18 protein-coding genes and 4 tRNA genes are annotated in these 22343 nt (G+C 71.2%); 14 read left to right on the top strand and 8 right to left on the bottom strand.

Translation table 11 applies throughout. The features are described 5' to 3' along the window. Window positions 1-58: 58 nt before the first annotated feature. The 9 genes from ACWC9T_RS10525 (at window position 59) to ACWC9T_RS10485 (ending at window position 5225) form a co-directional block, all read left to right on the top strand. Window positions 59-400: a metallopeptidase family protein gene (locus ACWC9T_RS10525; RefSeq protein WP_360257883.1), complete on the top strand. Its 342-nt coding sequence runs from the start codon at window positions 59-61 to the stop codon at window positions 398-400. A 114-nt stretch (window positions 401-514) separates the two neighbouring features. Next, window positions 515-587 (top strand) — tRNA-Glu (locus ACWC9T_RS10520). Between the two features lie 55 nt (window positions 588-642). After that, window positions 643-716, top strand: a tRNA-Asp gene (locus tag ACWC9T_RS10515). Between the two features lie 27 nt (window positions 717-743). Continuing rightward, window positions 744-817 (top strand) — tRNA-Phe (locus ACWC9T_RS10510). A gap of 143 nt (window positions 818-960) precedes the next feature. Next, window positions 961-1188: a FitA-like ribbon-helix-helix domain-containing protein gene (locus tag ACWC9T_RS10505; RefSeq protein WP_449820658.1), complete on the top strand. Its 228-nt coding sequence runs from the start codon at window positions 961-963 to the stop codon at window positions 1186-1188. After that, entirely contained in the window at window positions 1185-1577 is a 393-nt protein-coding gene (locus ACWC9T_RS10500; RefSeq protein ID WP_449820657.1) for a type II toxin-antitoxin system VapC family toxin, read from the top strand. The genes ACWC9T_RS10505 and ACWC9T_RS10500 overlap by 4 nt, the downstream gene beginning before the upstream one ends. 1216 nt (window positions 1578-2793) lie before the next feature. After that, window positions 2794-4035, top strand: coding sequence for a plasmid pRiA4b ORF-3 family protein (locus ACWC9T_RS10495; protein ID WP_449820656.1), 1242 nt, complete (start codon window positions 2794-2796; stop codon window positions 4033-4035). A gap of 351 nt (window positions 4036-4386) precedes the next feature. Next, window positions 4387-4803, top strand: coding sequence for a type II toxin-antitoxin system HicB family antitoxin (locus ACWC9T_RS10490; RefSeq protein ID WP_224283296.1), 417 nt, complete (start codon window positions 4387-4389; stop codon window positions 4801-4803). Then, window positions 4800-5225, top strand: a complete 426-nt coding sequence (locus ACWC9T_RS10485; protein WP_449820655.1) for a cytotoxic translational repressor of toxin-antitoxin stability system — start codon at window positions 4800-4802, stop codon at window positions 5223-5225. The genes ACWC9T_RS10490 and ACWC9T_RS10485 overlap by 4 nt, the downstream gene beginning before the upstream one ends. A gap of 135 nt (window positions 5226-5360) precedes the next feature. On the opposite strand, the gene ACWC9T_RS10480 is transcribed toward ACWC9T_RS10485, so the two are convergent. From ACWC9T_RS10480 to ACWC9T_RS10470, 3 genes are all read right to left on the bottom strand, one after another. Then, the gene (locus ACWC9T_RS10480) at window positions 5361-7787 is read right to left on the bottom strand and encodes a helicase-associated domain-containing protein (RefSeq protein WP_449820654.1); all 2427 of its coding nucleotides are present in this window, start codon (window positions 7785-7787) and stop codon (window positions 5361-5363) included. Window positions 7788-8226: 439 nt separating this feature from the next. Further along, window positions 8227-9273 (bottom strand): alpha/beta hydrolase family protein, encoded by a 1047-nt coding sequence (locus tag ACWC9T_RS10475; protein WP_449820653.1) that lies wholly within the window; start codon window positions 9271-9273, stop codon window positions 8227-8229. Between the two features lie 31 nt (window positions 9274-9304). After that, window positions 9305-10216 carry a zinc-binding dehydrogenase gene (locus tag ACWC9T_RS10470; protein WP_449820652.1) on the bottom strand — a complete coding sequence of 304 codons (912 nt, stop codon included), beginning with the start codon at window positions 10214-10216 and terminating at the stop codon, window positions 9305-9307. Between the two features lie 235 nt (window positions 10217-10451). On the opposite strand from ACWC9T_RS10470, the gene ACWC9T_RS10465 reads away from it, so the two are divergent. Then, window positions 10452-11486: a LysR family transcriptional regulator gene (locus tag ACWC9T_RS10465; RefSeq protein WP_449820651.1), complete on the top strand. Its 1035-nt coding sequence runs from the start codon at window positions 10452-10454 to the stop codon at window positions 11484-11486. Here ACWC9T_RS10465 and ACWC9T_RS10460 read toward each other — a convergent pair. From ACWC9T_RS10460 to ACWC9T_RS10450, 3 genes are all read right to left on the bottom strand, one after another. Continuing rightward, a complete protein-coding gene (locus ACWC9T_RS10460) occupies window positions 11401-12609 on the bottom strand; it encodes a serine hydrolase domain-containing protein (RefSeq protein WP_449820650.1) in 1209 nt (402 codons plus the stop codon). The genes ACWC9T_RS10465 and ACWC9T_RS10460 overlap by 86 nt on opposite strands. A gap of 110 nt (window positions 12610-12719) precedes the next feature. Continuing rightward, window positions 12720-13661, bottom strand: coding sequence for a hypothetical protein (locus tag ACWC9T_RS10455; RefSeq protein ID WP_449820649.1), 942 nt, complete (start codon window positions 13659-13661; stop codon window positions 12720-12722). Continuing rightward, the gene (locus ACWC9T_RS10450) at window positions 13658-14176 is read right to left on the bottom strand and encodes a SigE family RNA polymerase sigma factor (protein WP_449820648.1); all 519 of its coding nucleotides are present in this window, start codon (window positions 14174-14176) and stop codon (window positions 13658-13660) included. The genes ACWC9T_RS10455 and ACWC9T_RS10450 overlap by 4 nt, the downstream gene beginning before the upstream one ends. A 141-nt stretch (window positions 14177-14317) precedes the next feature. On the opposite strand from ACWC9T_RS10450, the gene hrpA reads away from it, so the two are divergent. Together hrpA and ACWC9T_RS10440 are read left to right on the top strand one after the other, a co-directional pair. Next, window positions 14318-18295 carry an ATP-dependent RNA helicase HrpA gene (hrpA, locus tag ACWC9T_RS10445; protein ID WP_449820647.1) on the top strand — a complete coding sequence of 1326 codons (3978 nt, stop codon included), beginning with the start codon at window positions 14318-14320 and terminating at the stop codon, window positions 18293-18295. Between the two features lie 131 nt (window positions 18296-18426). Continuing rightward, window positions 18427-18500: transfer RNA gene (locus ACWC9T_RS10440), tRNA-Asp, on the top strand. Window positions 18501-18860: 360 nt separating this feature from the next. Here ACWC9T_RS10440 and bldC read toward each other — a convergent pair. Both bldC and ACWC9T_RS10430 read right to left on the bottom strand, forming a co-directional pair. Beyond that, window positions 18861-19067 (bottom strand): developmental transcriptional regulator BldC, encoded by a 207-nt coding sequence (gene bldC, locus ACWC9T_RS10435; protein WP_014137253.1) that lies wholly within the window; start codon window positions 19065-19067, stop codon window positions 18861-18863. 485 nt (window positions 19068-19552) lie between these two features. Continuing rightward, entirely contained in the window at window positions 19553-20464 is a 912-nt protein-coding gene (locus ACWC9T_RS10430) for a hypothetical protein (protein WP_449820646.1), read from the bottom strand. Window positions 20465-20662: 198 nt separating this feature from the next. Here ACWC9T_RS10430 and ACWC9T_RS10425 point away from each other — a divergent pair, with 198 nt between their 5' ends. Both ACWC9T_RS10425 and ACWC9T_RS10420 read left to right on the top strand, forming a co-directional pair. Further along, on the top strand, window positions 20663-21820 hold the full coding sequence (locus tag ACWC9T_RS10425; RefSeq protein ID WP_449820645.1) for a Glu/Leu/Phe/Val dehydrogenase dimerization domain-containing protein: 1158 nt from the start codon (window positions 20663-20665) through the stop codon (window positions 21818-21820). Between the two features lie 383 nt (window positions 21821-22203). Next, a partial coding sequence (locus ACWC9T_RS10420; protein WP_449820741.1) for a DUF3073 domain-containing protein occupies window positions 22204-22343 on the top strand: 140 nt, incomplete at its 3' end.

The following is a 22343-nucleotide window of genomic DNA, read 5'->3' as shown; positions in this document are numbered from 1 at the left end:
CACCGGCGCCCGCTGCCTGGCACACCGTCACCCCAGACCCGACAATGATCCGGTGGAGATGACCCGGGAAGAGTTCGAGACGCTGGTCAGCGACGCCCTGGACCAGATTCCCCCGCAGCTCGCCGCCATGATGGACAACGTCGCGGTCTTCGTCGAGGACGAACCCGATCCCGGCGACCCGGAACTCCTCGGCCTCTACGAGGGCACCCCGCTCACCGAGCGCGGCGAGTGGTACGCCGGCGTGCTGCCCGACCGCATCCTGATCTACCGCGGCCCCACCCTGCGCCACTGCGAGACCCGCGAGCAGGTGGTCGAGGAGGTCCGCACCACCGTCATCCACGAGGTCGCCCACCACTTCGGCTTCGACGACCACGAGCTCGACGAACTCGGCTGGTCCTGACCCCCCACCGAGGCCCTGCCCCCCACCCGGCCCAAACCCGTTTTGGCGATCCGCCCGGCATCCCATATGCTTCTCGACGTCCCCGAACGCTGGAAACAGCGGGACAGGCCGCAAGCCCTCATCGTCTAGTGGCCCAGGACGCCGCCCTTTCAAGGCGGTAGCACGGGTTCGAATCCCGTTGGGGGCACGCAGTACCGTAGTAAAGTGCAGTGCCGCAAGACCTTAGTGGTTCGCCACTACAAGGTCCCGTGGAGCAGTTGGTTAGCTCGCCACCCTGTCAAGGTGGAGGTCGCGGGTTCAAGTCCCGTCGGGATCGCTCGTCTCGCAAGAGACGGTGCAGTACGGCCAGGTAGCTCAGTTGGTACGAGCGTCCGCCTGAAAAGCGGAAGGTCGCCGGTTCGACCCCGGCCCTGGCCACATCGCCTGAACAGGCACGATGCCCTCGAAGCAGCTCGCTTCGGGGGCATTTTCGCGTCGTTTGACGCCAACGGCACGGCGGACGGTCAGACCTCCAGAGCAATAGCGCTGAATTCAAGGCCGAGCAGCGCTACTATGCATGCATGGCTACTGTGCAGATCAGGAACCTGAACGACGAGGCCTACGCGATACTGCGTCGGCGCGCAGACGAGTCGGGACGATCGCTGCAGGAGTACCTCCGGCTACGACTCGAGGAGGATGCTGCGCAACCGACCGTCGAGGAGGTGTTGACCACCGCCCGCGAGAACCTGTCGAGCAGTGTCTCGATGGCCGACATCCTCGCCGCACAGCGGGAGGGCCGGGGCGAGTGATCGTCGTCGACAACTCGGTGCTCGTGGCCGCGCTGGTTGATCGGGGTCCGGTCGGGAAGGCCTGCGCGAGCCGGATTTCGGGAGAACGCCTCGCCGCCCCGGCGCTGATCGACATCGAGGCCACGAGTGCCATCCGAGGACTTCTGCTCGGCCGAAAGATCGAGTTCGCCGACGCGGATCGCGCGCTTCGGCTGTTGCCTTCACTGCCGATTCAGCGAGCCCAGCACACGGAGCTCCTGCCGCGGATCTGGGAACTCCGAGGCAACTTCACCGCATATGACGCCGCGTATGTAGCCCTTGCCGAGCATCTGGGCGTACCCCTGGTCACTGGCGACGCCAAGCTGCAGCGAGGCTCCGGGGCGCGGTGCGTCATCGAAGTGATCAACTGACGGACGGGCGTCAGCCCCGCAGTGCCCGTTCGTCGAGTCGGCGCAGCAGGCCGGCAGGTGCTGGTACCGGTCGCGGAGTGCTGCGAGCCGCTGCCGGAACTCAAGGCCGCGCCCGACGTGGTCACAGGCGTCACGGAGCTCGACCAGGAGGGCCACGGCGACGTCGTAGCGGGCCGTCTGCTTACGGGCGACGTGGTTCTCGACCTCACGCCAGATCGCTTCCTCCTCGGCGGCCAGAGCGGTCAGCTTCTTCGCCCGTGCCTCGACTCGAACGCGCTCACCGCGCTGCCGGCGCTCAGTGGCTCGCGCGTGCGCGGCATCCAGCAGTTCTGCGGCTGAGCGCTGTCCCGGCACGGTCACAACAGACGGCTCGCCGAGCAGGCGGCGCAACAGTTCGGCTCCCAGGCGAGGCTCATCACCCAGTGCAAGGCGCAACAGGAGATCGTCCTTCTCCTTCTCGGGAAGCGCGGCGATCAGCGGCGTCAGCTCCTTCTTCCCGGGCCGCTTTCGAGGCGCGGGGGCGGGCGGGCTGGCCTGGGCGGCGACCGCCAGCAGGTCAGCGTCGACGCGCAGGAAGTCCGCGAGCGCCCGCTGCGGTGCGGTGAGCCGATCGAGCCCAGCCGGGACCAGGGGCTCGACCACTGCCTGGTAAGCCTCCTCGTCGTCGTCCTGGAGTGCCCAGGCGCCGATGCCGGACAGCCATGCGAGGTACAGGGCGCGGTGATCCCCGGAGGCCAGCTCGGCCCGAACCCCGGCGATGGCGCCGAGCGAGTCCTCGGCACCCTCGTCCCAGTCTCCGCTCTCGTCCTCACTGCGCAGGTCGAGGATGAGGTGGGTCTCGGTCGTCCATGCCTCGAAACACTCGTCGAAGCAGTACGGCTCCACCGCTCGCTGTGCGAGCTGTCCCTTGGGCACGCGCAGGATCACCTGGTGGGTGCCCCAGTTGGTCAGGTAGAGATGAGCGTCGTAGTACTGCTCCACCATCCGCCTGGGGTCGCCTCGGAAGTTGCCCCACTGGTATTCGTTGGTGAATCTGGTCGCGGTGATCCGGGCCCGAGTCGACAGCGATCGCAGTTCTTCCTGCTCCTCTCGAGTCAGCGGGCGGTCGATCGCCAGAAACTCGTAGTACTGGTACTCGCTCATCGCCGCGACCCTAGCGGGTCTGCCGATCCTCGATGATGGAATCCGTCAAGCCCAAGGCAGTCAGGAACCGATGATGGAATCCGAGCAGCCACGCACCGTCGAGCAGATCCGAGGTCTCGTCAGCTGGATCGGCGCGGGGCGCAAGCTCACCCAGACGGGCAAGGTCACCCTCGCGGATGCGCGAACCCTGGTCGCGCTCCTGGAGACCGGCGACACCATCGACCCGGCCATCGGTGACAGGACCTTCAAGACCAAGTCGAGCCAGGAGCTCCACCACCTGAACCTACTGGTGGAATGGGCCAAGGCGGCCCGGCTGCTGCGGGTCGTCGGCGGCCGTCTGGTGCCGGTCAAGAAGAACGCGCGCATGCTGGAGAACCCCGAGCTTATCCTCGACGCACTGTTCGAGGCCTTGCCGCGCATCAGCGAGGCGGTGCTCCCCTCCGGGTGGCTCGGCTCGATCTTCGCCGAGGAGTACCCGGCCGGGCTTCGGGTGCTGCTGACGAGCCTGTATGCCGCCGACGACCTGGTTCCCGAGCACGAGCTGCAGGCTGCGGTGTGGGACAAGGTCTCCGGGTTCTACGTCCTCGACGATCTTCCCGAGGACCGCCTCCGGCTGCTGCGCCGGAGCAACGACCGCGACGTGGACCGCGTCCTCGCGACGCTCCTCGGCCTCGGCTCGGTCCAGCACGTCGGCGACGCCGTCGCCCTCACCTCGCGGGGCCGTCAAGCCATGGCCCAGCTGCGCGGGGAAGCACGTCCCGGTGATCCCGTCTACCAGCTCCGCATCGAACTCGCCGATGTGGAACAGCCCGCTGTCTGGCGCCGCGTTCAGGTCCCCGCCGGATTCCGCCTCGACCGACTGCACCTGGTCATCCAGGCCGCCATGGGCTGGCAGAACTGCCATTTGCACGCGTTCGACGTGAAAGGCGTCAACTACGGCCATCCCTCTTCCGAACTCGACTTCGTCGACGAGACCGCCGCCGCCCTGGACGCCGTGGTCAAGGAGGGAGAGTTCCTCGACTACACCTACGACTTCGGTGACTCGTGGGAGCACCGCATCCTCGTCGAGCGCCAATTGGCTGCCGAGGCGGGCCACCACTACCCTCTGTGCATCGACGGGGCAGGAGCCTGCCCGCCCGAGGACTGCGGCGGCGCGCCCGGTTACGACGACCTCAAGCAGGCCCTCAGCGACCCCTCCCATCCCGAGCGCGAGGATCTGCTGTGCTGGCTCGGCCTCGAAACAGCGGCCGGCTTCGACCCGACCCGCTTCGACCTGCACCGGACGAACCAGCGGCTCCGCGCTCTCGGCTGGTGAGCCCAACCGGCTCGTGCGTACCGGATGACGCCAACGCTGACGCCAACCGGCATGAACGACGAGGGCCGAAGGCAGCCTTCCACGGACGGCAGAATCGCCCGAACCGGCGCATATAGCGTCCCCGGCTTGGCCTGAAAAGCGGAAGGTCGCCGGTTCGACCCCGGCCCTGGCCACAGTGTTTGACCAGGCATGATGCCCTCGAAGCAGATCGCTTCGGGGGCATTTTCGCGTCGTTTGACGCCAACGGGACAGCGGACGATCACCATCTTCCTGCCCGACGGCAGGTACGTGACGTACTTGACGTACTTCGCAGCGGGGCGCGACCCTGGTTCTCGGACGAGGAGGCTCCCAATGACAGCAGTCCACTACGAGAGCTACACCGAAGCCCGAGCACACCTGAAGGACCTGCTGGACGCAGCCGGGCAGGGCAGGGTCGCGACCGTTCGCCGAGACACCGGCCGTGCGGCCGTGGTCGACGCGGGGCGGCTGCGCCACGCCCTCACGCTGCTGTGCCCGTCGAAGGCCGAGGTGGTCGCCGAGGGTGGCGGCTGGTCGGTGTTCTTCCCCGGCCTCCCGGTCGCCGCAGACGGCGGCACGTTCGATGAGGCCATCGACGAGATGGTCGACGCGCTCCGCGAGTACGCGGAGGACTGGCAGGACCGACTCCTGAGCGCTCCGAACCACCGCGACAACTGGGGCCTGGTTCAGCTGATCGGCCTCAGCGACGACGCGCAGCTCCGCGACTGGCTGCTCGGAGTCGCGAAGTGACCTGGCCTCAGCCGACCCGCGAACGGCACGAGCAGTTCTGCAAGGTTGAAGGCTGGGACCGCGTACGTGACGCGCGCGGCCGAACGGGTACCCACCATGTGACGTACGAGCTCGGCCTCTACGACGGGCGAATCCTCCGAACCCGGGTGTCCCACCCAGTGGACCGGACGGTGTACGGCGCGAGCATGTGGGCACACATCCTCCGCGACCAGTTGGACGTGGCAGAGGACGAGTTCTGGCCCTGCGTCCTGGACGGCACTTTGCCCGACCGTGGCGCACCGGAGCCGCCACGTGAGGCACTTCCTGCGGACCTGGTCCACATGCTGATCAACCGCGTAGGGCTCGCGGAGGACGAGATCGCGAAAATGGACAGGGCAGGAGCGATCGCCCGGATCCAACAATTCTGGACCGAGGGCCACTGACACGCTGCCCTCGCTGCCGATTCAACACGCCCGGTGTGCCGAGCTCCCACCCCGGGTCCGGGGGCTCCGAGGCGACTACACCGCCACGATGCCGCGCACATCGCCCTGCCCGAGCACTTGGGGCGATCCTCCTGGTCACCGGCCGGCCAGCAACGCGCCCGCCAGCGACTGGGCAGTGCCCGGTCCCTTGCTGTGGCGCGATCGCGCTCCGGACAGTGACGGCATGCGCTTGGGACCGCGTTCCTGACGGGCCTTCTCGATGACGGTCGTCCCGGTCTCCGCCTCCAGCACGGGGGCGTAGCCGGCAGCCCGAAGCGCGGCAAGGGTCGCTTCGGGCTCGGCCGTGCTGATCAGCACGGTCGGCGCGATCCGTCGCAACCCGAGCCTCGACAGCGCACGGGCCGCGGCGAGCTCCGACACCAGTGCCTCGTCGTCGGAGCGGATGCAGCAGGCGGAGCGCACCACTCGCATCCGGCCGTGGGTCCGCGCGGTGTCCTTGATCAGGTACTCCAGGGGCTGCGGAAGCGGCCGCCCGCCCTCGGAGACGTCGGCCAGTCGAGCCAGCAGGTCGGCGGCTTCCCATCCGGAGTCCAGCGCCCGGCGGACCGCCACAGGGGTGATCCGCCACACCACGGCATGGCCCTCCGACTCCCGGTCCGCACAGGCGGCCAGGAGGTCGGTCAGCTCTGGTGCGGCAGCTCCGGCGACCACGGCCGTAAGGTCCGCCTGGAACCGGGCGGTGGTCTGCGGCGCGGGCAGCAGCGCGTCGAGGGCCGCGGACAACTGCCGAACCGCGTCGTCCAGAGCGGGACGGTCGCGCAGCGCCGGCCCGGCGCCCGGAACGGCGGGGAAGTGGCGGTGTGCACCCAACCTCAGGAGCCCGAGCACGGCGTGCCCGAGCGAAGTCAGCGCTCCGTGGGCGACGACCCCGAGCAGCTCCGCCTCCGCCAGGGTCGCCTCGACCCGCTCGGTCTCCCACGAACCTTGGGCGAGGGCAGTCGGGCGGAACCAGGCGGCCGTGGCGATGAGACCGGCGAGAGCGGTCGCCCGCGCGCGAGCGGACTTGCCGGTGGCGACTCCGTGCCCGGCCGGAACGGTGGCCAGAGCCTCCAGCACGGCATAGCGCAGATCGACAGCCTCGCCGTCCTCCGGCGTGACCAGCGCGACCGGGGTGTCGTTCTCGTCCGGCCAATAGCTGAACACCTCGGGCACCACCGCCCAGGTGGCGACGAGCGGCAGCAGCCGTTGAGCGGGTGGAGCCGCCAGCCACTCGTCGTACCGCTCGGTGGGCAGCATCCGGGCGGGTGGCTCGGATTCCGGCCGACGCGCGCGGCCCCGTCCTCTCGCCGGGGCCTCCGGTTCCTCGGCGCAAGGGGTGATCAGGTCCGCGTTGTTCGCCAGGTCGAGCCACAACCGGGTTTGTTCCTCCGGCATGCCGACCGCCTTCGCCAGCCGGCGGGTGTCCCGGACTGCGATTCCGCCCGCCTTGCGCACAGCGAGCGGCTGCACGACCATCTGGCGGAGCATCAGCTCGACCCGGGAGGCCGCCCCGGCCAACGCCGCCTGCGCCTGACTCTCGACCGCACCACCGGGGATCTCCACCGTGCCCTCGACCGGGGGCGGGGCAGACTGGTAACTCGGCGCACGGTCGTGGTCACGCAACGCGTCGGCCACCTCGCGCGGCAGTTCCACCAGGTCCTCATCCACCGGAACGACCAGGCCGCGGGCGGCCAGCCAGTCCGTACCGGGATCTCCCGAGCCGCCTTCCCGGAAGGTGAACTTGCCTCCGGAGCCCGGGTAGAAGCCGCCGCCGTACCGGGAGACGAAGCAGTGCGTGCGCAGCAGTGGCGGGCCCGGAACCAGTTTGTCCAGCAGGTCCAAGGCCGCGGGCGGCGCCTCGGCGGCCATGGCGCGCACGCGCTTCGCGTCCCTGAGCACGTCCACGATCTGCCGCTGCGCCTCGTCTCGAGTCCGCGTCTTCGCGAGCCCCAGCCCCTGCGCGATGCGGTGAATCTCCGGAGCGTTGAAGGCCTCGGTGAGCAGTTGTTCGGCGGGCCGGCCGTAACCGCCGCCTTCGGCCGCCTGACGGTGGACCAGGATCGGAACGGTGACCCTGCTTCCGGACGAGGGCAGCACCAGGGCCCGCTCGGTCAGCCGCGACAGCGCGGCCTCGGCCGCGGACCGACCCGCGCCGTCGAGTTGCAGGAACCGGAAGAGCTGGTCCCGGGTCACGGACCGGTCAGCGGGGTCGACCGCAGACGCGTCGAGCCGCGGTGAACGGCCGCCGTAGCCCATGAACAGGTGATGTGCCGGCGGGACGGCCGGTAGCGGACCGTGCAATCGTTCGGCCAAGGTCGCCACGGCGACCAGCAGTTGAAGGTCCCCGAGGCTGATCTCGCTCAGCCCCAGGGCCGTCGAGGCGTCCGTCAGCAGGTGGCCGGCCAGGTCGGTCAGGCTCGCCACCCTGGCCGCGTAGGGAAGTTCGCGCTGCTCCAGCAGTTCGGTCAGCTGCGAAGGAGTACGGTCGGCCAGCCAAATCGCGAGGCTTCGTGCTGCTTTCACCACACCAAGCGTAGTGAACCGCCAGCGGGGACGGGACCAGAGGTTTGAAGCCAGGGACCCTTCCACCGTCGTTTGACGCCGACGCTGACGCAACCAGACGTGGACGGGGCATCCGAAGACGCACTCCTGCGGACGGTGGTCCCTCACGAAGTGATGGCGTCACCCGCGCAGAGCCCGGTCGTCGAGCCGGCAACGCTGACGCCGATCGGCCCGAACGACGGTGTCCGAAGGCGGCCTTCTACGGACAGCAGGATCTCCCGAACTGGGGCATATCAACGCCCCGGCCTGGCCTGGAAAGCGGAAGATCACCGGTTCGACCCCGACCCTGGCCACAACCGGGAAGCCCCCGTGGCGAGTTGACGGTTTCCAGGGGGCTTTCGCCGTTCCGGGCGGTCGGGTCCCGACGCCGGGTGTCCGGCGTCGGCGGATTCTGGTCCGCTCAGGCGAGCCGGGTGGTGAGCCAGTCGGCGGCGGCGGGGAGCCAGTCGGGGAGGGCGGTGCCCAGGAGGTGGTTGCCGTGGGGGACGAGGAGGAGCTCGGCGTTCGGGGCGTGTGAGGCGAGGGCGGTCGCGTTGGTGACGCCCGGGATGCGGTCCTCGCCGCCCTCGACCACCAGGAGCGGGAGGGTGATCGCCGGGGCGAGGGCGGTCAGGTCGAGCCGCTCGACGAACGCGCGGGCCGCCTCGGGGCCGCCGCAGCGCTGGGCGAGGGTCTCGGTGACGAACGGGGGCAGGTGCTCCCAGTCCAGCCGGTGCGGGCCGCTGACGGTCACCGCGGCGCGCAGCCGCGGCTCACGGGCGGCGGCCGTCGCGGCGTAGTAGCCGCCCAGGCTCAGGCCGATCACGGCGGTGCGGGCGGGGTCCAGGCCGTCGCGGTGGGCGAGCGCGTCCAGGGCACGGCCGACCACCCGGTGGTAGTCCGGCTCCGGCGCGCTGGTGGCGGCCAGGACGCCCTGCCCGGGCCCGTCGATCGCGAGCACCGCGACACCCCGAACCAACAGGGCCTCGGCGACCGCGTGGAACTCCTCCTTGCCGGAGTCCATGCCCGGTACGACCACCACCACCGGGGCCGGCTCCCCCGCCGGGGCCGGGCGGCGCAGCCAGCCCGCGAAGCCCTCGCCCTCCACGCGCTCCGCGGTCGGGTCCAGCAGCGCCAGCGCCCGCCGCATCGCCTCGTCGGCCTCGGCGGCGAGGCGGGCGGCGGCGGCCCGGTCGGGGTGCGGGAGCAGCCCGGCGGCGTGGAACCAGCGGGCGGCGTCGCGGTAGGCGGTGCCGGCGGTGACCGTACGGCCCTCGACGGCGGCGCGCTCGGCCGCCACGGCGTACCGGCGGCCGACGGCACCGAAGGCGGCCGGCCAGTCGCGCAGGGTGGTCAGTGGGGCGGTCACCCGGGCGTACTCGTACGGGTCGAGGCCGGCGCCGTGGGCGCGCGGGCGGTTGGCCGCCACGAAGGCGGGCAGCTGGTCGGCGTCGTCGACGAAGGACACGGTGGGAGTTCCTTTCCGGAAGGAGGGGGGTTCAGGCGACGGTCAGGACGGCCTTGCCGCGGATCCGGCGCTCGCGCAGGTCGGTGAGCACGGCGGCGGTCTCCGCCCAGGGCGCCACCCGGCCGAGCTCCGGGGTCAGCCGGCCCTCCGCCGCGAGGCGCACCAGGGTGGCCAGGTCGGCGCCGTCGGGCACGTCGGAGTCGGCGTAGTGGAAGTGCCGCAGGGTGGCCGACTCCGGGCCCTCGAAGAAGTCGAAGAAGTCGAGCGTGGCGGGCGTCCGGGAGGCCTGGCCGAACCAGATCAGGGTGCCGCGCCGGGCCAGCCGGGCCAGTGCGAGCGGCAGGGCGGCGCCCCCGGTGGACTCCAGCACCAGGTCGTACGGGCCGCGCGCCTCGCCGAGGTCGTGCAGCACCTCGGCGGCCCCCAGTTCGGCCAGCCGGCGGCCGCGCTCCGGGGAGGCGGTGACGACGGTCAGCTCGGCCCCGGCCGCGGCGGCCAGCTCGGTGAAGTAGTGCCCCACCCCGCCGGAGGCCCCGGTCATCAGCACCCGCCGCCCGGCCAGCGCCCCGGCGGTCCGCAGCAGCCGCAGCGCGGTGAGGCCCGCGAGCGGCAGCGCGGCGGCCCGTACGGCGTCCAGGCTGTCGGGCAGCTCGGCGAGCGAGGAGGTCGGCACGCACACGTACTCGGCCCACCCCCCTGCCGGCGGATGGCCGACCACCCGCCGGCACGCCCCTGGCCCCGACCCGTCGGCGGCGGCCTGCACGACCAGCCCGGCGACGTCCTTCCCCGGCCGCCACCCGGGCCTGGGCGCCTCCAGCTGGAACGTCTCGCCACGGTTCACCGAGAACGCCTCCACCTTCACCAGCGCCTCCCCGGCCCCCGGCCGCGGCTGCTCCACCTCCGCGAACCGCACCGCCCCGCCCTCCGCCACCAGTGCCTTCATCCCCGCACTCCCTCCGCTCGATCGGACCCCCAGCTCACCGCGCCCACCACCGGCCGGTCCAACAACCGTCGACGGGCGATGACAACCGACGGTTGTCGGGCGAGGAGGAAGGGGGTGCGCCACGGGCCGGAAAGCACCGCCCCCGAGCAACGCCGCGAAGGCCCACACGTGAACGCCCCACCCACGGCGCCTCCCTCACCGCCACCGCGCCCGGCCCACCGCCTAAGGTGCCCGGGTGGATCTGGATCTGGGGCAGGTGCGGGCGTTCGTCGTCACGGCCGAGGAGTTGCACTTCGGGCGGGCGGCCGGGCGGCTGGGGATCAGTCAGCAGGGGCTGTCGAAGCGGGTGGCGCGGTTGGAGGCGGCGCTCGGGGTGCGGTTGTTGGAGCGGGACGCACGCGGGGTGGGGCTGACCGGGGCGGGGCGGCGGTTCCTGGAGCCGGCCCGGCGGGTGCTGACGCAGGGGGAGCGGGCGGTGGCGTCCGTGCGGGGGGCCGGGCGGCCGTTGCGGATCGACGTGTGGGGGCACCTGTACGCGCCGATGCGGACGCTGGCGCAGGCGGTGGACGCGGCGCCGGGGCTGGAGGTGGAGCCGGTGCCGGGGCGGGATCTGCCGTCGGTCGCGGCAGCGCTGCTGCGCGGGGAGTCGGACGCGGGGTTCGGCCGGGTGCACGCCCTGCCGGACGGCGCCGACGCCGGGCTGACGCACCGGCTGGTCCGGCTGGAGCCGGTGGACGCGCTGCTGTCCGCCGACCACCCGCTGGCGGGCCGGGACACCCTGAGTCCGGCGGAGCTGCGCGGCAGTGTGCTGCGCTATCCGGCGGCGGTGGACCGGCTGGACTTCCTGACCCGCTTCGCCGCCCGCTTCGGCATCACCGACCGGGTCGGTTCGACCAATCTGGGCCTGGAGCACTTCGTCGATCAGGTCCGGGCCGATCCGACCTGTTTCTCGCTCGTCCCCGCGGACGGCCCGCTCCCCGACCGTCCCGGCGTCCGGACCATCCCGCTGGCCGGTCCGACCCCGCTCTACGCCTGGTCGCTGCTCTGGCGAGCTGGCGCGGGCACCGACCCGCACCCCCGGCTGGAAGAGCTGCTGGAGGCGTTCACGACGGAGGCGGCCCGCAGCCGGTGGCTGGAGTACGACCCGGCCCGCGACTGGCTCCCGGACGCCGATGAGGCCGCGCTCACCCCGCCAGGGCCTGGTACGCGAGCACCTCGAAGTCGCGCGCCACGGCCGGTGGAGCGGGGTTCTCGAACATCCGCTGGGTGAGCAGGACGCCGGTCAGCCGTTCGGTCGGGTCGTTGAACCAGACCGTGCCGAGTCCGCCGTCCCAGCCGTAGCGGCCGGGGGCGGCGAGGCCGGTGCGGGTGGTGGCGACGGAGACGCCGAAGCCCCAGCCGGTGAGCTCTTTGCGCCCCAACAGTGGTGCGGAGACGGCGAGTTGGACGGAACTGAGGTGGTTGGTGGTCATCAGCTCGACGGCCGGCCGGGAGAGGACCCGGACGCCTCCGGCGCCCTCGCCGCCGGCCAGCAGCATCCGGGCGAAGGCGAGGTAGTCGTCCAGCGTCGAGACCAGGTCGCCGCCGCCGTCGTCGAGGCGCGCCTGCCGGGCCCAGGCACTGTCGGCCGGGTCGTCGTACGGGACGAGCCGCCCGCTCGCCCGGTCGCGCACGTACTCGACGGGGAGCCGGTGCACCTGGTCGGCGGGGACGGTGAAGCCGGTGTCCCGCATGCCGAGGGGGTCGAGGACGCGTTCGCGCAGCACCTCGCCGAGCGGCTTGCCGCAGGCGCGGGCGAGCAGGATGCCGAGGACGGTCGAGCCGGTGTGGTAGTGCCAGCCCGCCCCGGGCTGGTGCAGCAGCGGCAACTCGCCGAGGCGGCGCAGGAATTCGTCCGGCTCGGGGTAGTCCGTCCGGGGTGGCCGGACGTCGACGCCGCGCTCGGCCGTCGCCCGGACGATCGGCGCGGACGGCGGGAGCATCGCGAAGCCGTAGCCGAGCCCGAAGGTGAGCAGGTCGCGCAGGGTGATCGGCCGGACGGCGGGCTCGGTGTCGTCGAGCTCGCCGTCCGGCCGGCGCAGCACCCGGCGGTCGGCCAGCTCGGGCAGCAGGTGGTCGACCGGGTCGTCCAGCCGCAGCAGGCATTCCTCGACCAGGGTGAGCGCGGCCACCGCGGTGACCGGTTTGGTCATCGAGGCGATCCGGAAGAGGGTGTCCCGCCGCATCGGGGCGGTGCCGGCCGCGTCCCGGCTGCCGAGCACCTCGACGCGGAGGTCGCCGTCCCGCACGACGGCGGCCACCAGGCCGGGCACCCCGCCCCGCTCGACGTGCCCGGACAACACGTCGCGCATCCGCCCCCACCGGTCCTTGGACAGACCCTTCGCGCCGCTCACCGGCCACCGCCTTCCCGATCGTTGACGCTTCGTCGCGCCACCGGTCCACTGTGACGCACGGCACTGACAATCGGGTGCGGCGGCGGCTCAACCCGCGACCCGGCGCCGGATCACCACCAGGTGGTCTGGGTCCGCAGCACCGACCCGTCCGCGGCGTAGGAGGTGGCGGTGTTGTCGGTGGAACCCGGCCTGCGGACGACGGCGTACCAGCGGAACGGGGAGTCCCCGACCGCGACCGGCACCGCCTCGACGGAGCCGCCGGTCTTCCAGGTGACCACGACCTTCGCGACCTCGGGCCTGACCCGGACGACCACCGCTTCCGGGATGCCCGCCGCCCCGACCACGCGGTTGAGCACCACGCCGTTGATGACGGCCTCCGAGCCGTCCTTCGCCGTCCCGCCCGGGGCGGTGGTCGACTCCACGTGGTCGCCGGGCTGCCGCTTGCCGTCCGCGGTCAGATAGACGTCAACCCGGTCCATGTGCGGGTCCCAGACCGCGTCGACGTCCTGCTGGGAGCTCGGCGACAGGTTCGGGTCGGCGGCGTGCCGCTCCTCCCAGATCAGCTGGCCCTGCTTGAGGCCGTCCTCAGCAGTAGGGGCCGCCGGCCACAGGGCGATCCAGGCCTCCAGGGCGTGGCCGTTCGCGGTGCCCTCGCGGACCTTGACCCGGATCGGTGTGAACGGGTCCCGCGCGGTCCCGGACGGAGCGGCCGAAGCCGTCGGGGTGGGGATGGCCGTCGGGGTGGGGGTGGCCGTCGGGGTACCCGGGGCCGACGGCGTGCCCGAAGCGGTCGCAGCCGCGGAGGAAACGACGGCCACCGAGGCCCCGTCGGCTCCCCGCCCGTACCCGCCGATCGCCGTCCCCGCCCCGACCACGACCACGACCAGCGCCGCGGCCGCCCCTGCGGTGACCAGCCGCCGGCGCCGCAGCCGGCGCCGGCCCCCGGCCATCAGCCGGTCGTACGGAACGGCCCCGATCTCGATGCTCTCGGCCACGTCGCTCAGCCCGTACGACGCCGCGGCCTCGGCCCCGGCCATGTCCTCGTTGCTCATCTTCCGCCTCCGATGGTCGTCAGCCCGTTGAGTGTGGAGGCCTCCCGGAGCTTGGCCAGTCCCCTGGCCGCCTGGCTCTTCACCGTCCCGACCGAGCAGCCCATCGCCGCCGCGGTCTGGGACTCGCTGAGGTCCTCCCAGTACCGCAGCACCACGGCCTCGCGCTGGCGCGGGGGCAGGGCGGCGAGCGCGGTCAGCAGCACGGCCCGGTCGTCCGGGTCGGGCCCGATCGGGGCGGGCCGGTCGGGAACGGCGTTGACCAGGTACTCGGCCGGTCTGCGCCGGAACCGCCGGGCGTGCTCGTTGATCAGGATCCGGCGCACGTAGGCGTTCGGGTCGTCCGCCGCCCGGACCCTGCTCCAGGCGACGTAGGCCCGCTCCAGCGCCTGCTGGACCAGGTCCTCGGCGCCGTGCCGGTCCCCCGCAAGCAGGTACGCCGTCCGCAGCAGCCGCGACCACGCACTGCCGGTGAACGCCCGGAACTCCTCGTCCCGTGCGGTCTTCTGGGCTCCCATGAGCACCTCCTCGACCCCCCAGAGCCCAGAACCCGCGCCGACCGTTGCCCGTCGTTCGCGATTCCCCACCGGCGGCTGTGACACTGGAGGGGCTCGAAAACCGAGGTGCGCTCCGCCGCACCTCCTTGCGAACCTAGAGGGATGCCCGCAGTGAGTTCTCCCGCAGTCCAGTCCGCCCCCGCACCCGCCGAGGGTCCCGGAATCGGTGAGCTGGCCGCCCGCCTGCCCGAGCTGACCCTGCGCGACCAGGTCCGGATCGGGCGCCGGCTGGAGGGGGCCCGCCGGGTCCGCAAGGCCGAGGCCCGGCAGAAGATCGCCACCGAGATCGCCGCCGACATCGACCGCGCCGAGCTGCTGGTCGAGCAGCGCCGGAACGCCGTCCCGAGGATCAGCTATCCCGCCGAGCTGCCGGTCAGCCAGAAGAAGGACGACATCCTGGAGGCGATCCGGGACCACCAGGTGGTGATCGTCGCGGGTGAGACCGGTTCCGGCAAGACCACCCAGATCCCGAAGATCTGTCTGGAGCTGGGCCGCGGCGTGCGCGGCCTGGTCGGCCACACCCAGCCGCGCCGGATCGCCGCCCGCACGGTGGCCGAGCGCGTCGCGGAGGAGCTGAACAGCCCGCTCGGCGAGGCGGTCGGCTGGAAGGTCCGGTTCACCGACCAGGTCGGCCAGGACACCCTGGTCAAGCTGATGACGGACGGCATCCTGCTGGCGGAGATCCAGACCGACCGCGATCTGCGCCAGTACGACACCCTGATCATCGACGAGGCGCACGAGCGCAGCCTCAACATCGACTTCCTGCTCGGCTACCTCAAGCAGTTGCTCCCCCGCCGTCCCGACCTCAAGATCGTGATCACCTCCGCGACCATCGACCCGGAGCGCTTCGCCCGGCACTTCGGCGACGCCCCGATCGTCGAGGTCTCCGGCCGCACGTACCCCGTCGAGGTCCGGTACCGGCCCATCCTGGAGGAGGACGAGGACGACGACGCCGCCGACCGCGACCGGGACCAGGTCCAGGCGATCTGCGACGCCGCCCAGGAACTGCAGGACGAGGGCCCGGGCGACATCCTGGTCTTCCTCTCCGGCGAGCGCGAGATCCGCGACACCGCCGACGCGCTCACCAAGCTGAAGCTGCGCAACACCGAGGTCCTGCCGCTGTACGCCCGGCTCAGCTCGGCCGAGCAGCACCGGGTGTTCCAGCGCTCCAACCTGCGCCGGATCGTGCTGGCCACCAACGTGGCCGAGACCTCGCTGACCGTCCCCGGCATCAAGTACGTGATCGACCCGGGCACCGCCCGGATCTCCCGCTACAGCCACCGCACCAAGGTGCAGCGGCTGCCGATCGAGGCGATCAGCCAGGCCAGCGCCAACCAGCGCAAGGGCCGCTGCGGCCGCACCTCGGACGGCATCTGCATCCGGCTGTACTCGGAGGAGGACTTCCTCTCCCGCCCCGAGTTCACCGACGCCGAGATCCTGCGCACCAACCTGGCCTCGGTGATCCTGCAGATGACCGCGGCCGGCCTCGGCGACATCGCCGCCTTCCCGTTCCTGGACCCGCCGGACTCCCGCAATATCAAGGACGGCGTGCACCTGCTGCACGAGCTGGGCGCGCTGGACCCGGACGAGAAGGACCCGCGCAAGCGCCTGACCCCGCTCGGCCGCAAGCTCGCCCAGCTCCCGGTGGACCCGCGGATGGCCCGCATGGTGCTGGAGGCGGACCGCAACGGCTGCGTGCGCGACGTCATGGTGATCGCCGCCGCGCTCTCCATCCAGGACCCGCGCGAGCGCCCCGCCGAGAAGCGCCAGGCCGCCGACGACCGGCACCGCCGGTTCAACTCGGAGACCTCCGACTTCCTCGCCTACCTGTCGATGTGGCGCTACATCCGGGAGCAGCAGAAGGAGCTCTCCTCCTCGGCCTTCCGCCGGATGTGCAAGGCCGAGTTCCTCAACTACCTGCGGATACGGGAGTGGCAGGACATCTACACCCAACTGCGCACCGTCGCGAAGCAGTTGGGCGTCACAATCGAGGAGCCGCACCTCGATGCCGAGCCGGACGCGGACCGGATCCACCAGTCGCTGCTGGCCGGTCTGCTCTCCCACATCGGCCTGTTCGACGTGGAGAAGCGCGAGTACGGCGGTGCGCGCGGCGCCCGCTTCGCGGTCTTCCCGGGCTCCGGCCTGTTCAAGAAGCCGCCGCGCTGGGTGATGTCGGCGGAGTTGGTGGAGACCTCCCGGCTGTGGGCGCGGATCAACGCCAAGATCGAGCCCGAGTGGGTCGAGCCGCTGGCCGGCCACCTGATCAAGCGCAGCTACAGCGAGCCGCACTGGGAGAAGAAGGCCGGCGCCGTCCTGGCGTACGAGAAGGTGACCCTCTACGGGGTGCCGGTGGTCGCCCAGCGCAAGGTCAACTACGGGCGGATCGACCCGGAGCTCTGCCGCGAGCTGTTCATCCGCAACGCCCTGGTCGAGGGCGACTGGGAGACCCACCACCGGTTCTTCGCCGAGAACCGCAAGCTGCTCGGCGAGGTCGAGGAGCTGGAGAACCGGGCCCGCCGCCGGGACATCATGGTGGACGACCAGACCCTGTTCGACTTCTACGACGCCCGGCTGCCCGACGACATCGTCTCCACCCGGCACTTCGACTCCTGGTGGAAGAAGGCCCGGCACGAGCAGCCGGACCTGCTGAACTTCGAGAAGTCGATGCTGATCAACGACGCCGCGGACGGCGTCACCGAGGCCGACTACCCGGACTACTGGCAACAGGGCAAGCTGCGTTTCAAGCTGACCTACCAGTTCGAACCGGGCAGCGACGCGGACGGCGTGACCGTCCACATCCCGCTGCCGGTGCTCAACCAGGTCACCGCGGAGGGCTTCGACTGGCAGATCCCCGGTCTGCGGGAGGAACTGGTCACCGCGTACATCAAGTCGCTGCCGAAGGCGATCCGGCGCAACTTCGTCCCCGCGCCGGACTTCGCCAAGGCGGCGCTGCGCGGGGTGAAGGACCGCCAGGAGCCCTTGCTGCCGTCGCTGGAGCACGCCCTGAAGCGGCTGACGGCGGTCACCGTGCCGCCTGAGGCCTGGGACGACGAGCGGGTGCCGGACCACCTCAAGGTGACCTTCCGGGTGGTGGACGGCCGCCGCAAGCTCGCCGAGTCCAAGGACCTGGAGGAGCTGCGGCTGAGGCTCAAGCCGAAGCTGAAGGAGACGCTCTCCTCGGCGGCCTCCGGCCAGGGCATCGAGCAGGGCGGGCTGACCGCCTGGCCGGCCGGGCTGCCGGTGCTCCAGCGCACCTTCGAGCAGCGTTCCCGCGGCCACGCGCTGCGCGCCTACCCGGCGCTGGTGGACGAGGGGGCTTCGGTCGGCATCAGGCTGTTCGACGCCCCGGAGGCGCAGGCCCGGGCGATGTGGGAGGGCACCCGCCGGCTGCTGATGCTGACCGTCAACTCCCCGGCCAAGTCGATCCAGGGACGGCTGGGCAACCAGGCGAAGCTGGCGCTCTCGCACAGCCCGCACGGTTCGATCACCGCCCTTTTCGAGGACATCGTGTCGGCCGCGACCGACCGGCTGATGGCCCTGAACGGCGGCCCGGCCTGGGACGAGGCGGCCTTCGGCAAGCTGCACGACAAGGTGCGCGCGGACCTGTACGACCTGTCCGCGGACACCACGCTGAAGACGGCCACCGCGCTGATCGCCTTCCACAAGGCCTCGACCCGGCTGAAGACGGTGAGCAGCCCGGTGCTGCTGAACGCGGTGAACGACGTCCGGCTGCACCTGGCCTCGCTGGTGCACCCGGACTTCGTGACGGCCACCGGTTGGCAGCGGCTGCCCGACCTCAAGCGCTACCTGCTGGCGGTGGACCGCAGGCTGGAGGCGCTGCCCAACCACCCCCAGCGGGACGCCCAGCAGCTGCTGAAGGTCCAGCAGGTGCAGCAGGCCTACGGGGAGCTGCTGGCGGCGGTGCCGGCCGGACGCCAACCGTCGGAGGAGGTGCGGGCGATCCGCTGGATGATCGAGGAACTGCGGGTCAGCTTCTTCGCCCAGTCGTTGGGCACGCCGAGCCCGGTCTCGGAGAAGCGGATCGTGAAGGCGATGGAGGCCGCCCGGGCGACGCTCTGACCCGGGCGGCGGGGCGACGCCCTGAGCTGCGGGTGGGCCTTCAGGAGTCAGTTCGACCTGGGGGCCCACCATGGGCTACGATCTGTCTTGTTCGCAGCGCGGCAAGCGAGTGAACGAGATCAGAACACTCTGGTCCCGTGGAGCAGTTGGTTAGCTCGCCACCCTGTCAAGGTGGAGGTCGCGGGTTCAAGTCCCGTCGGGATCGCCGTAACGCGAGAGGCCCGGAACCGTCAGGTTCCGGGCCTCTCGCTTTTTGTGGTCCAGGTCTGTGCCCCGGACCAGGCCCGGACCGCAAGTGACAGACCGTGTGACAGTCGTCACTCGCCCCCCTCCGCGAATCGGACCCGGAACGACCTCTCGGAGACCCTGCTAATTTAATATGTAAAATTGCACTTTTATTCACTGTAAATCCCCCCCGCCCCACGCGCATCAAATCGGTATCCGGAGCTCAACATTCCGACGGACCGGAAGGCCTCCGGGAGTCGGCAGCCGAGCACGACAAAGGGGCCGCCAACCGGACCCGGCGGAGTCCGGTTAGCGGCCCCTTTAAAGAGCCTTTGGCCTATCAGGCCTCAGTGCGCTGAGCGGGAATCCCGGCCAGCAGAGCGCGCACCTCCGCCTCGCGGTAACGGCGGTGACCACCGAGCGTGCGAATCGACGTCAGCTTGCCTGCCTTGGCCCAGCGGGTAACCGTCTTCGGGTCCACGCGGAACATGGTGGCAACCTCTGCCGGCGTCAGCAGCGGCTCAGCATCAGGGGTACGAGCGGTCATGAGCGGCCTCCTCGGGAGAACCGAACCAGGGCGGTTCTATCCTTCAAATTCTGCACCTTGGCCCGCGATGCCCGAAATGGCATAGACGGGCCGAGTCGGTTATAGGACGAACGGCTTGTCCTGGTGTCTACAACTACACCATCCGTCCAGCCCTATCGACCAAACCGCCAAAATTGACCCCTCACGGGCTCAAGGCCGACGGATGGCGATGGACCACCCCATAACGGACAGTCACACTGCAGTGACATCCGGTTACGAGGTGACCAGACCCTCCGTTTCCCCACAAAGCACGCATCGACTCCAGAACCACCCAAAAGTGGGCACGCTCACGTGAAGTTGGGCTGGTTGTCCCATTTTTGCACATAGGGGTAAGTTCGCGTCAACGGTGAGTAGTGTCACGTTCGGCAGCTATTGACCCGAACCGGGACCTTGGTCATCGGAGTTGCGGCCAGGGCCTCTTGCAGTCATACACGGGCGGTGTGACGTCAGTTCGCATGCCGCAGCGCCAGCACCCGGCGCCACCGCGCCGTCAGCTCCCCGTACACGCGCAGCGCCTCCGCGGTGTCCCCCGCCCGCAGCGCGCTCAGCCCCTCCTCCAGCTCCCCCGCCGAACGGTCCGCCAACAGCCGTGCCGGCCCCAGCAGATGCACCAGCCCCCCGTAGTCCAGCTCCACCAGCGAGCGCGGGTGGAACTCCTCCAGCCACCGCCCGACCCGCTCCGCCCCCCGCACCAACTCCCCGTCCGGCACCGCCTCGCGCAGCGCCCGGAAGGCCCGCGCCACCCGCCGCCGTGCCTGGGCCATCGGCACCAGGTAGAACAGCGCCGCCGGCCGCCCCCGCTCCCCCTGCGTCCCTTCCGCTCCCGCTCCCCCCGGCACGAAGCACCGGTCCTCGTCCCCGAACGGCAGGAACCAGCGCACCGGCACCTCCCACCGGCTGGTCAGGATCCACGGCCGGGCGTCCGGGTGCTCGGCCCACCAGCGCTCCCGGTCCGCCTCGGCGGCCGCCCGGGCCACCGGCGGCACCGCGGTGTCCAGCAGGGCCGCCGGAGCCCCCTCCCGCAGCTCCTCCAGCGCCTGCCAGCTCCGCAGTCTGGTCGCCCACGGGCACACGTACAGTACGCCGTCCACCACCCGCAGGTACGCCCGCTCGCTCTCCCGCTCCGGCAGCGCCCGGGGCGTGCGGGCGGCCACCTCCGCGAGCGCCTCCCGCTGCTCCTCCAGCACCGCCGCCGCCACCGGTTGCGCCGCCTCCGCGGCGTCCGGCCCGTGCTCCGCCGCGTACGCCTGCCAACGCGCCCGCTCGGGTTCCGGGTACGCGGCCAGCGGCTCGTAGACCCGCAGGTGGGCGGCGTAGGGCGGCTGTACGGAAGTGCGTACGACGGTCACGTCCTGCATGGTCGCACGGGCCGCCCGGCCCCGGGAGGGCGCGCCCCCGAACCGTTCGCGCCCGCACCGTGCAGCCCCTCTCGTCTCACCCCTCGGACAACCGGCACAAGCTCGGACAAGAGGGCGGATCAGCGGCCCGCGCGCGACTACTCTTCGCCATAGGCGCCCGCACCACAGCAGCGGGCCTTCCCTACTGGAGTCACCACAGTGACCGACGTACAGACCCCCGCCACGCACCCCGCACCCGGCGTGCTCAGCAGGATCTTCCGCACCGAGCAGGACGGCGCCCCCGGCGACGGCCACGAGCAGGTCGTCCTCTGCCACGACCGCAGCTCCGGGCTCAAGGCCATCATCGCCATCCACTCGACCGCGCTGGGCCCGGCCCTCGGCGGCACCCGCTTCTTCCCGTACGCCTCCGAGGAGGCGGCCCTGGAGGACGCGCTGAACCTGTCCCGCGGGATGTCCTACAAGAACGCGCTGGCCGGGCTGGACCTCGGCGGCGGCAAGGCCGTCATCATCGGCGACCCGAACAAGGACAAGAACGAGGCGATGCTCCGGGCCTACGGCCGCTTCGTGGAGTCCCTGCGCGGCCGTTACATCACCGCCTGCGACGTGGGCACCTACGTGCAGGACATGGACGTCATCGCGCGCGAGACCGGGTTCGTGACCGGCCGCTCGCCCGAGCACGGCGGCGCCGGCGACTCGTCCATCCTGACCGCCTTCGGCGTCTTCCAGGGCATGCGCGCCTCCGCCCAGGCCCGCTGGGGCCAGCCGACCCTGCGCGGCAAGCGGGTCGGCGTCGCGGGCGTCGGCAAGGTCGGCCACTACCTGGTCGGCCACCTGGTCGCGGACGGCGCCACCGTCGTCGTCACCGACCCCTTCGAGGCCGCCGTCAACCGCGTGCGCGCCGCGCACCCGGAGGTGGAGGTGGTCGCCGACACCGCCGCCCTGCTCCAGGCCAAGCTGGACGTCTACGCCCCCTGCGCCCTCGGCGGCGCGCTGACCGACGCCGTCGTCGCCGCCCTGGGCGAGTTCGGCACCTCCATCGTCTGCGGCGCGGCCAACAACCAGCTGGCCCACCCGGGTGTCGAGAAGGACCTGTCCGACCGCGGCATCCTGTACGCCCCCGACTACCTGGTGAACTCCGGCGGCGTGATCCAGGTCGCCGACGAGATCGAGGGCTTCAACTTCGAGCGGGCCAAGAACAAGGCCACCAAGATCTTCGACACCACCCTGGAGATCTTCACCCGGGCCACCTCCGACGGCATCCCGCCGGCGGTCGCCGCCGACCGCCTGGCCGAGAAGCGGATGCGCGAGATCAGCGCGCTGCGCACGGTCCTGCTGCCGGGCGCCCGCCGCGCCTGATCGGACCCGCTCCGGTGATCGGATGCGCGGGGGGCTCCACCCAACCGCTCCCCGCGCATCACGATGTGGAACCGGATTCTCACTTCTCCGCCCGAACGGGTGATCCGAGGTCCCCCTAGGGGGGATAATCAGTCCTGGAACGACGGACCTCAGACACCTCCGGACAGCGCGCAAATCGCCGCAAAACATCCCCTGACCTGGGAAGACTCGGTCTCGGGTGCAGTCGGTGCGCGCCACGTCACACCGACGACGTACCGTCCAGCGGCGGAAACAGGTACCGTTAATGCTCCAAGGGACGGTCCTCCCATTCGGGCAGGCCGGTCCTGATCATGAACACGTGTCAGACTCGGGGCCGTGAGCCCCATCGTTGAGGGGGTCGACCCATGGGGCGCGGCCGGGCCAAGGCCAAGCAGACGAAGGTCGCCCGCGAGCTGAAGTACAACAGCGGCGGGTTCGACGCTAACCGTCTGTCCAACGAGCTGGGCGTATCGCCGTCCACGCCTTCGATCGAGCCGGAGCCGAT

This window comes from Kitasatospora sp. NPDC001159 (assembly GCF_053598235.1).
The sequence above is the reverse complement of the archived record's forward strand: the minus strand, read 5'-3'. Positions and strand labels throughout refer to the sequence as shown.

Excerpts from the sequence above, each read along its gene's own strand:
- ACWC9T_RS10525 (WP_360257883.1), top strand. The coding sequence starts at position 59 with ATGACCCGGGAAGAGTTCGAGACGCTGGTCAGCGACGCCCTGGACCAG.
- ACWC9T_RS10505 (WP_449820658.1), top strand. The coding sequence starts at position 961 with ATGGCTACTGTGCAGATCAGGAACCTGAACGACGAGGCCTACGCGATA.
- ACWC9T_RS10495 (WP_449820656.1), top strand. The coding sequence starts at position 2,794 with ATGGAATCCGAGCAGCCACGCACCGTCGAGCAGATCCGAGGTCTCGTC.
- ACWC9T_RS10490 (WP_224283296.1), top strand. The coding sequence starts at position 4,387 with ATGACAGCAGTCCACTACGAGAGCTACACCGAAGCCCGAGCACACCTG.
- ACWC9T_RS10470 (WP_449820652.1), bottom strand. The coding sequence starts at position 10,216 with ATGAAGGCACTGGTGGCGGAGGGCGGGGCGGTGCGGTTCGCGGAGGTG.
- ACWC9T_RS10455 (WP_449820649.1), bottom strand. The coding sequence starts at position 13,661 with ATGAGCAACGAGGACATGGCCGGGGCCGAGGCCGCGGCGTCGTACGGG.
- ACWC9T_RS10450 (WP_449820648.1), bottom strand. The coding sequence starts at position 14,176 with ATGGGAGCCCAGAAGACCGCACGGGACGAGGAGTTCCGGGCGTTCACC.
- hrpA (WP_449820647.1), top strand. The coding sequence starts at position 14,318 with ATGCCCGCAGTGAGTTCTCCCGCAGTCCAGTCCGCCCCCGCACCCGCC.
- bldC (WP_014137253.1), bottom strand. The coding sequence starts at position 19,067 with ATGACCGCTCGTACCCCTGATGCTGAGCCGCTGCTGACGCCGGCAGAG.
- ACWC9T_RS10430 (WP_449820646.1), bottom strand. The coding sequence starts at position 20,464 with ATGCAGGACGTGACCGTCGTACGCACTTCCGTACAGCCGCCCTACGCC.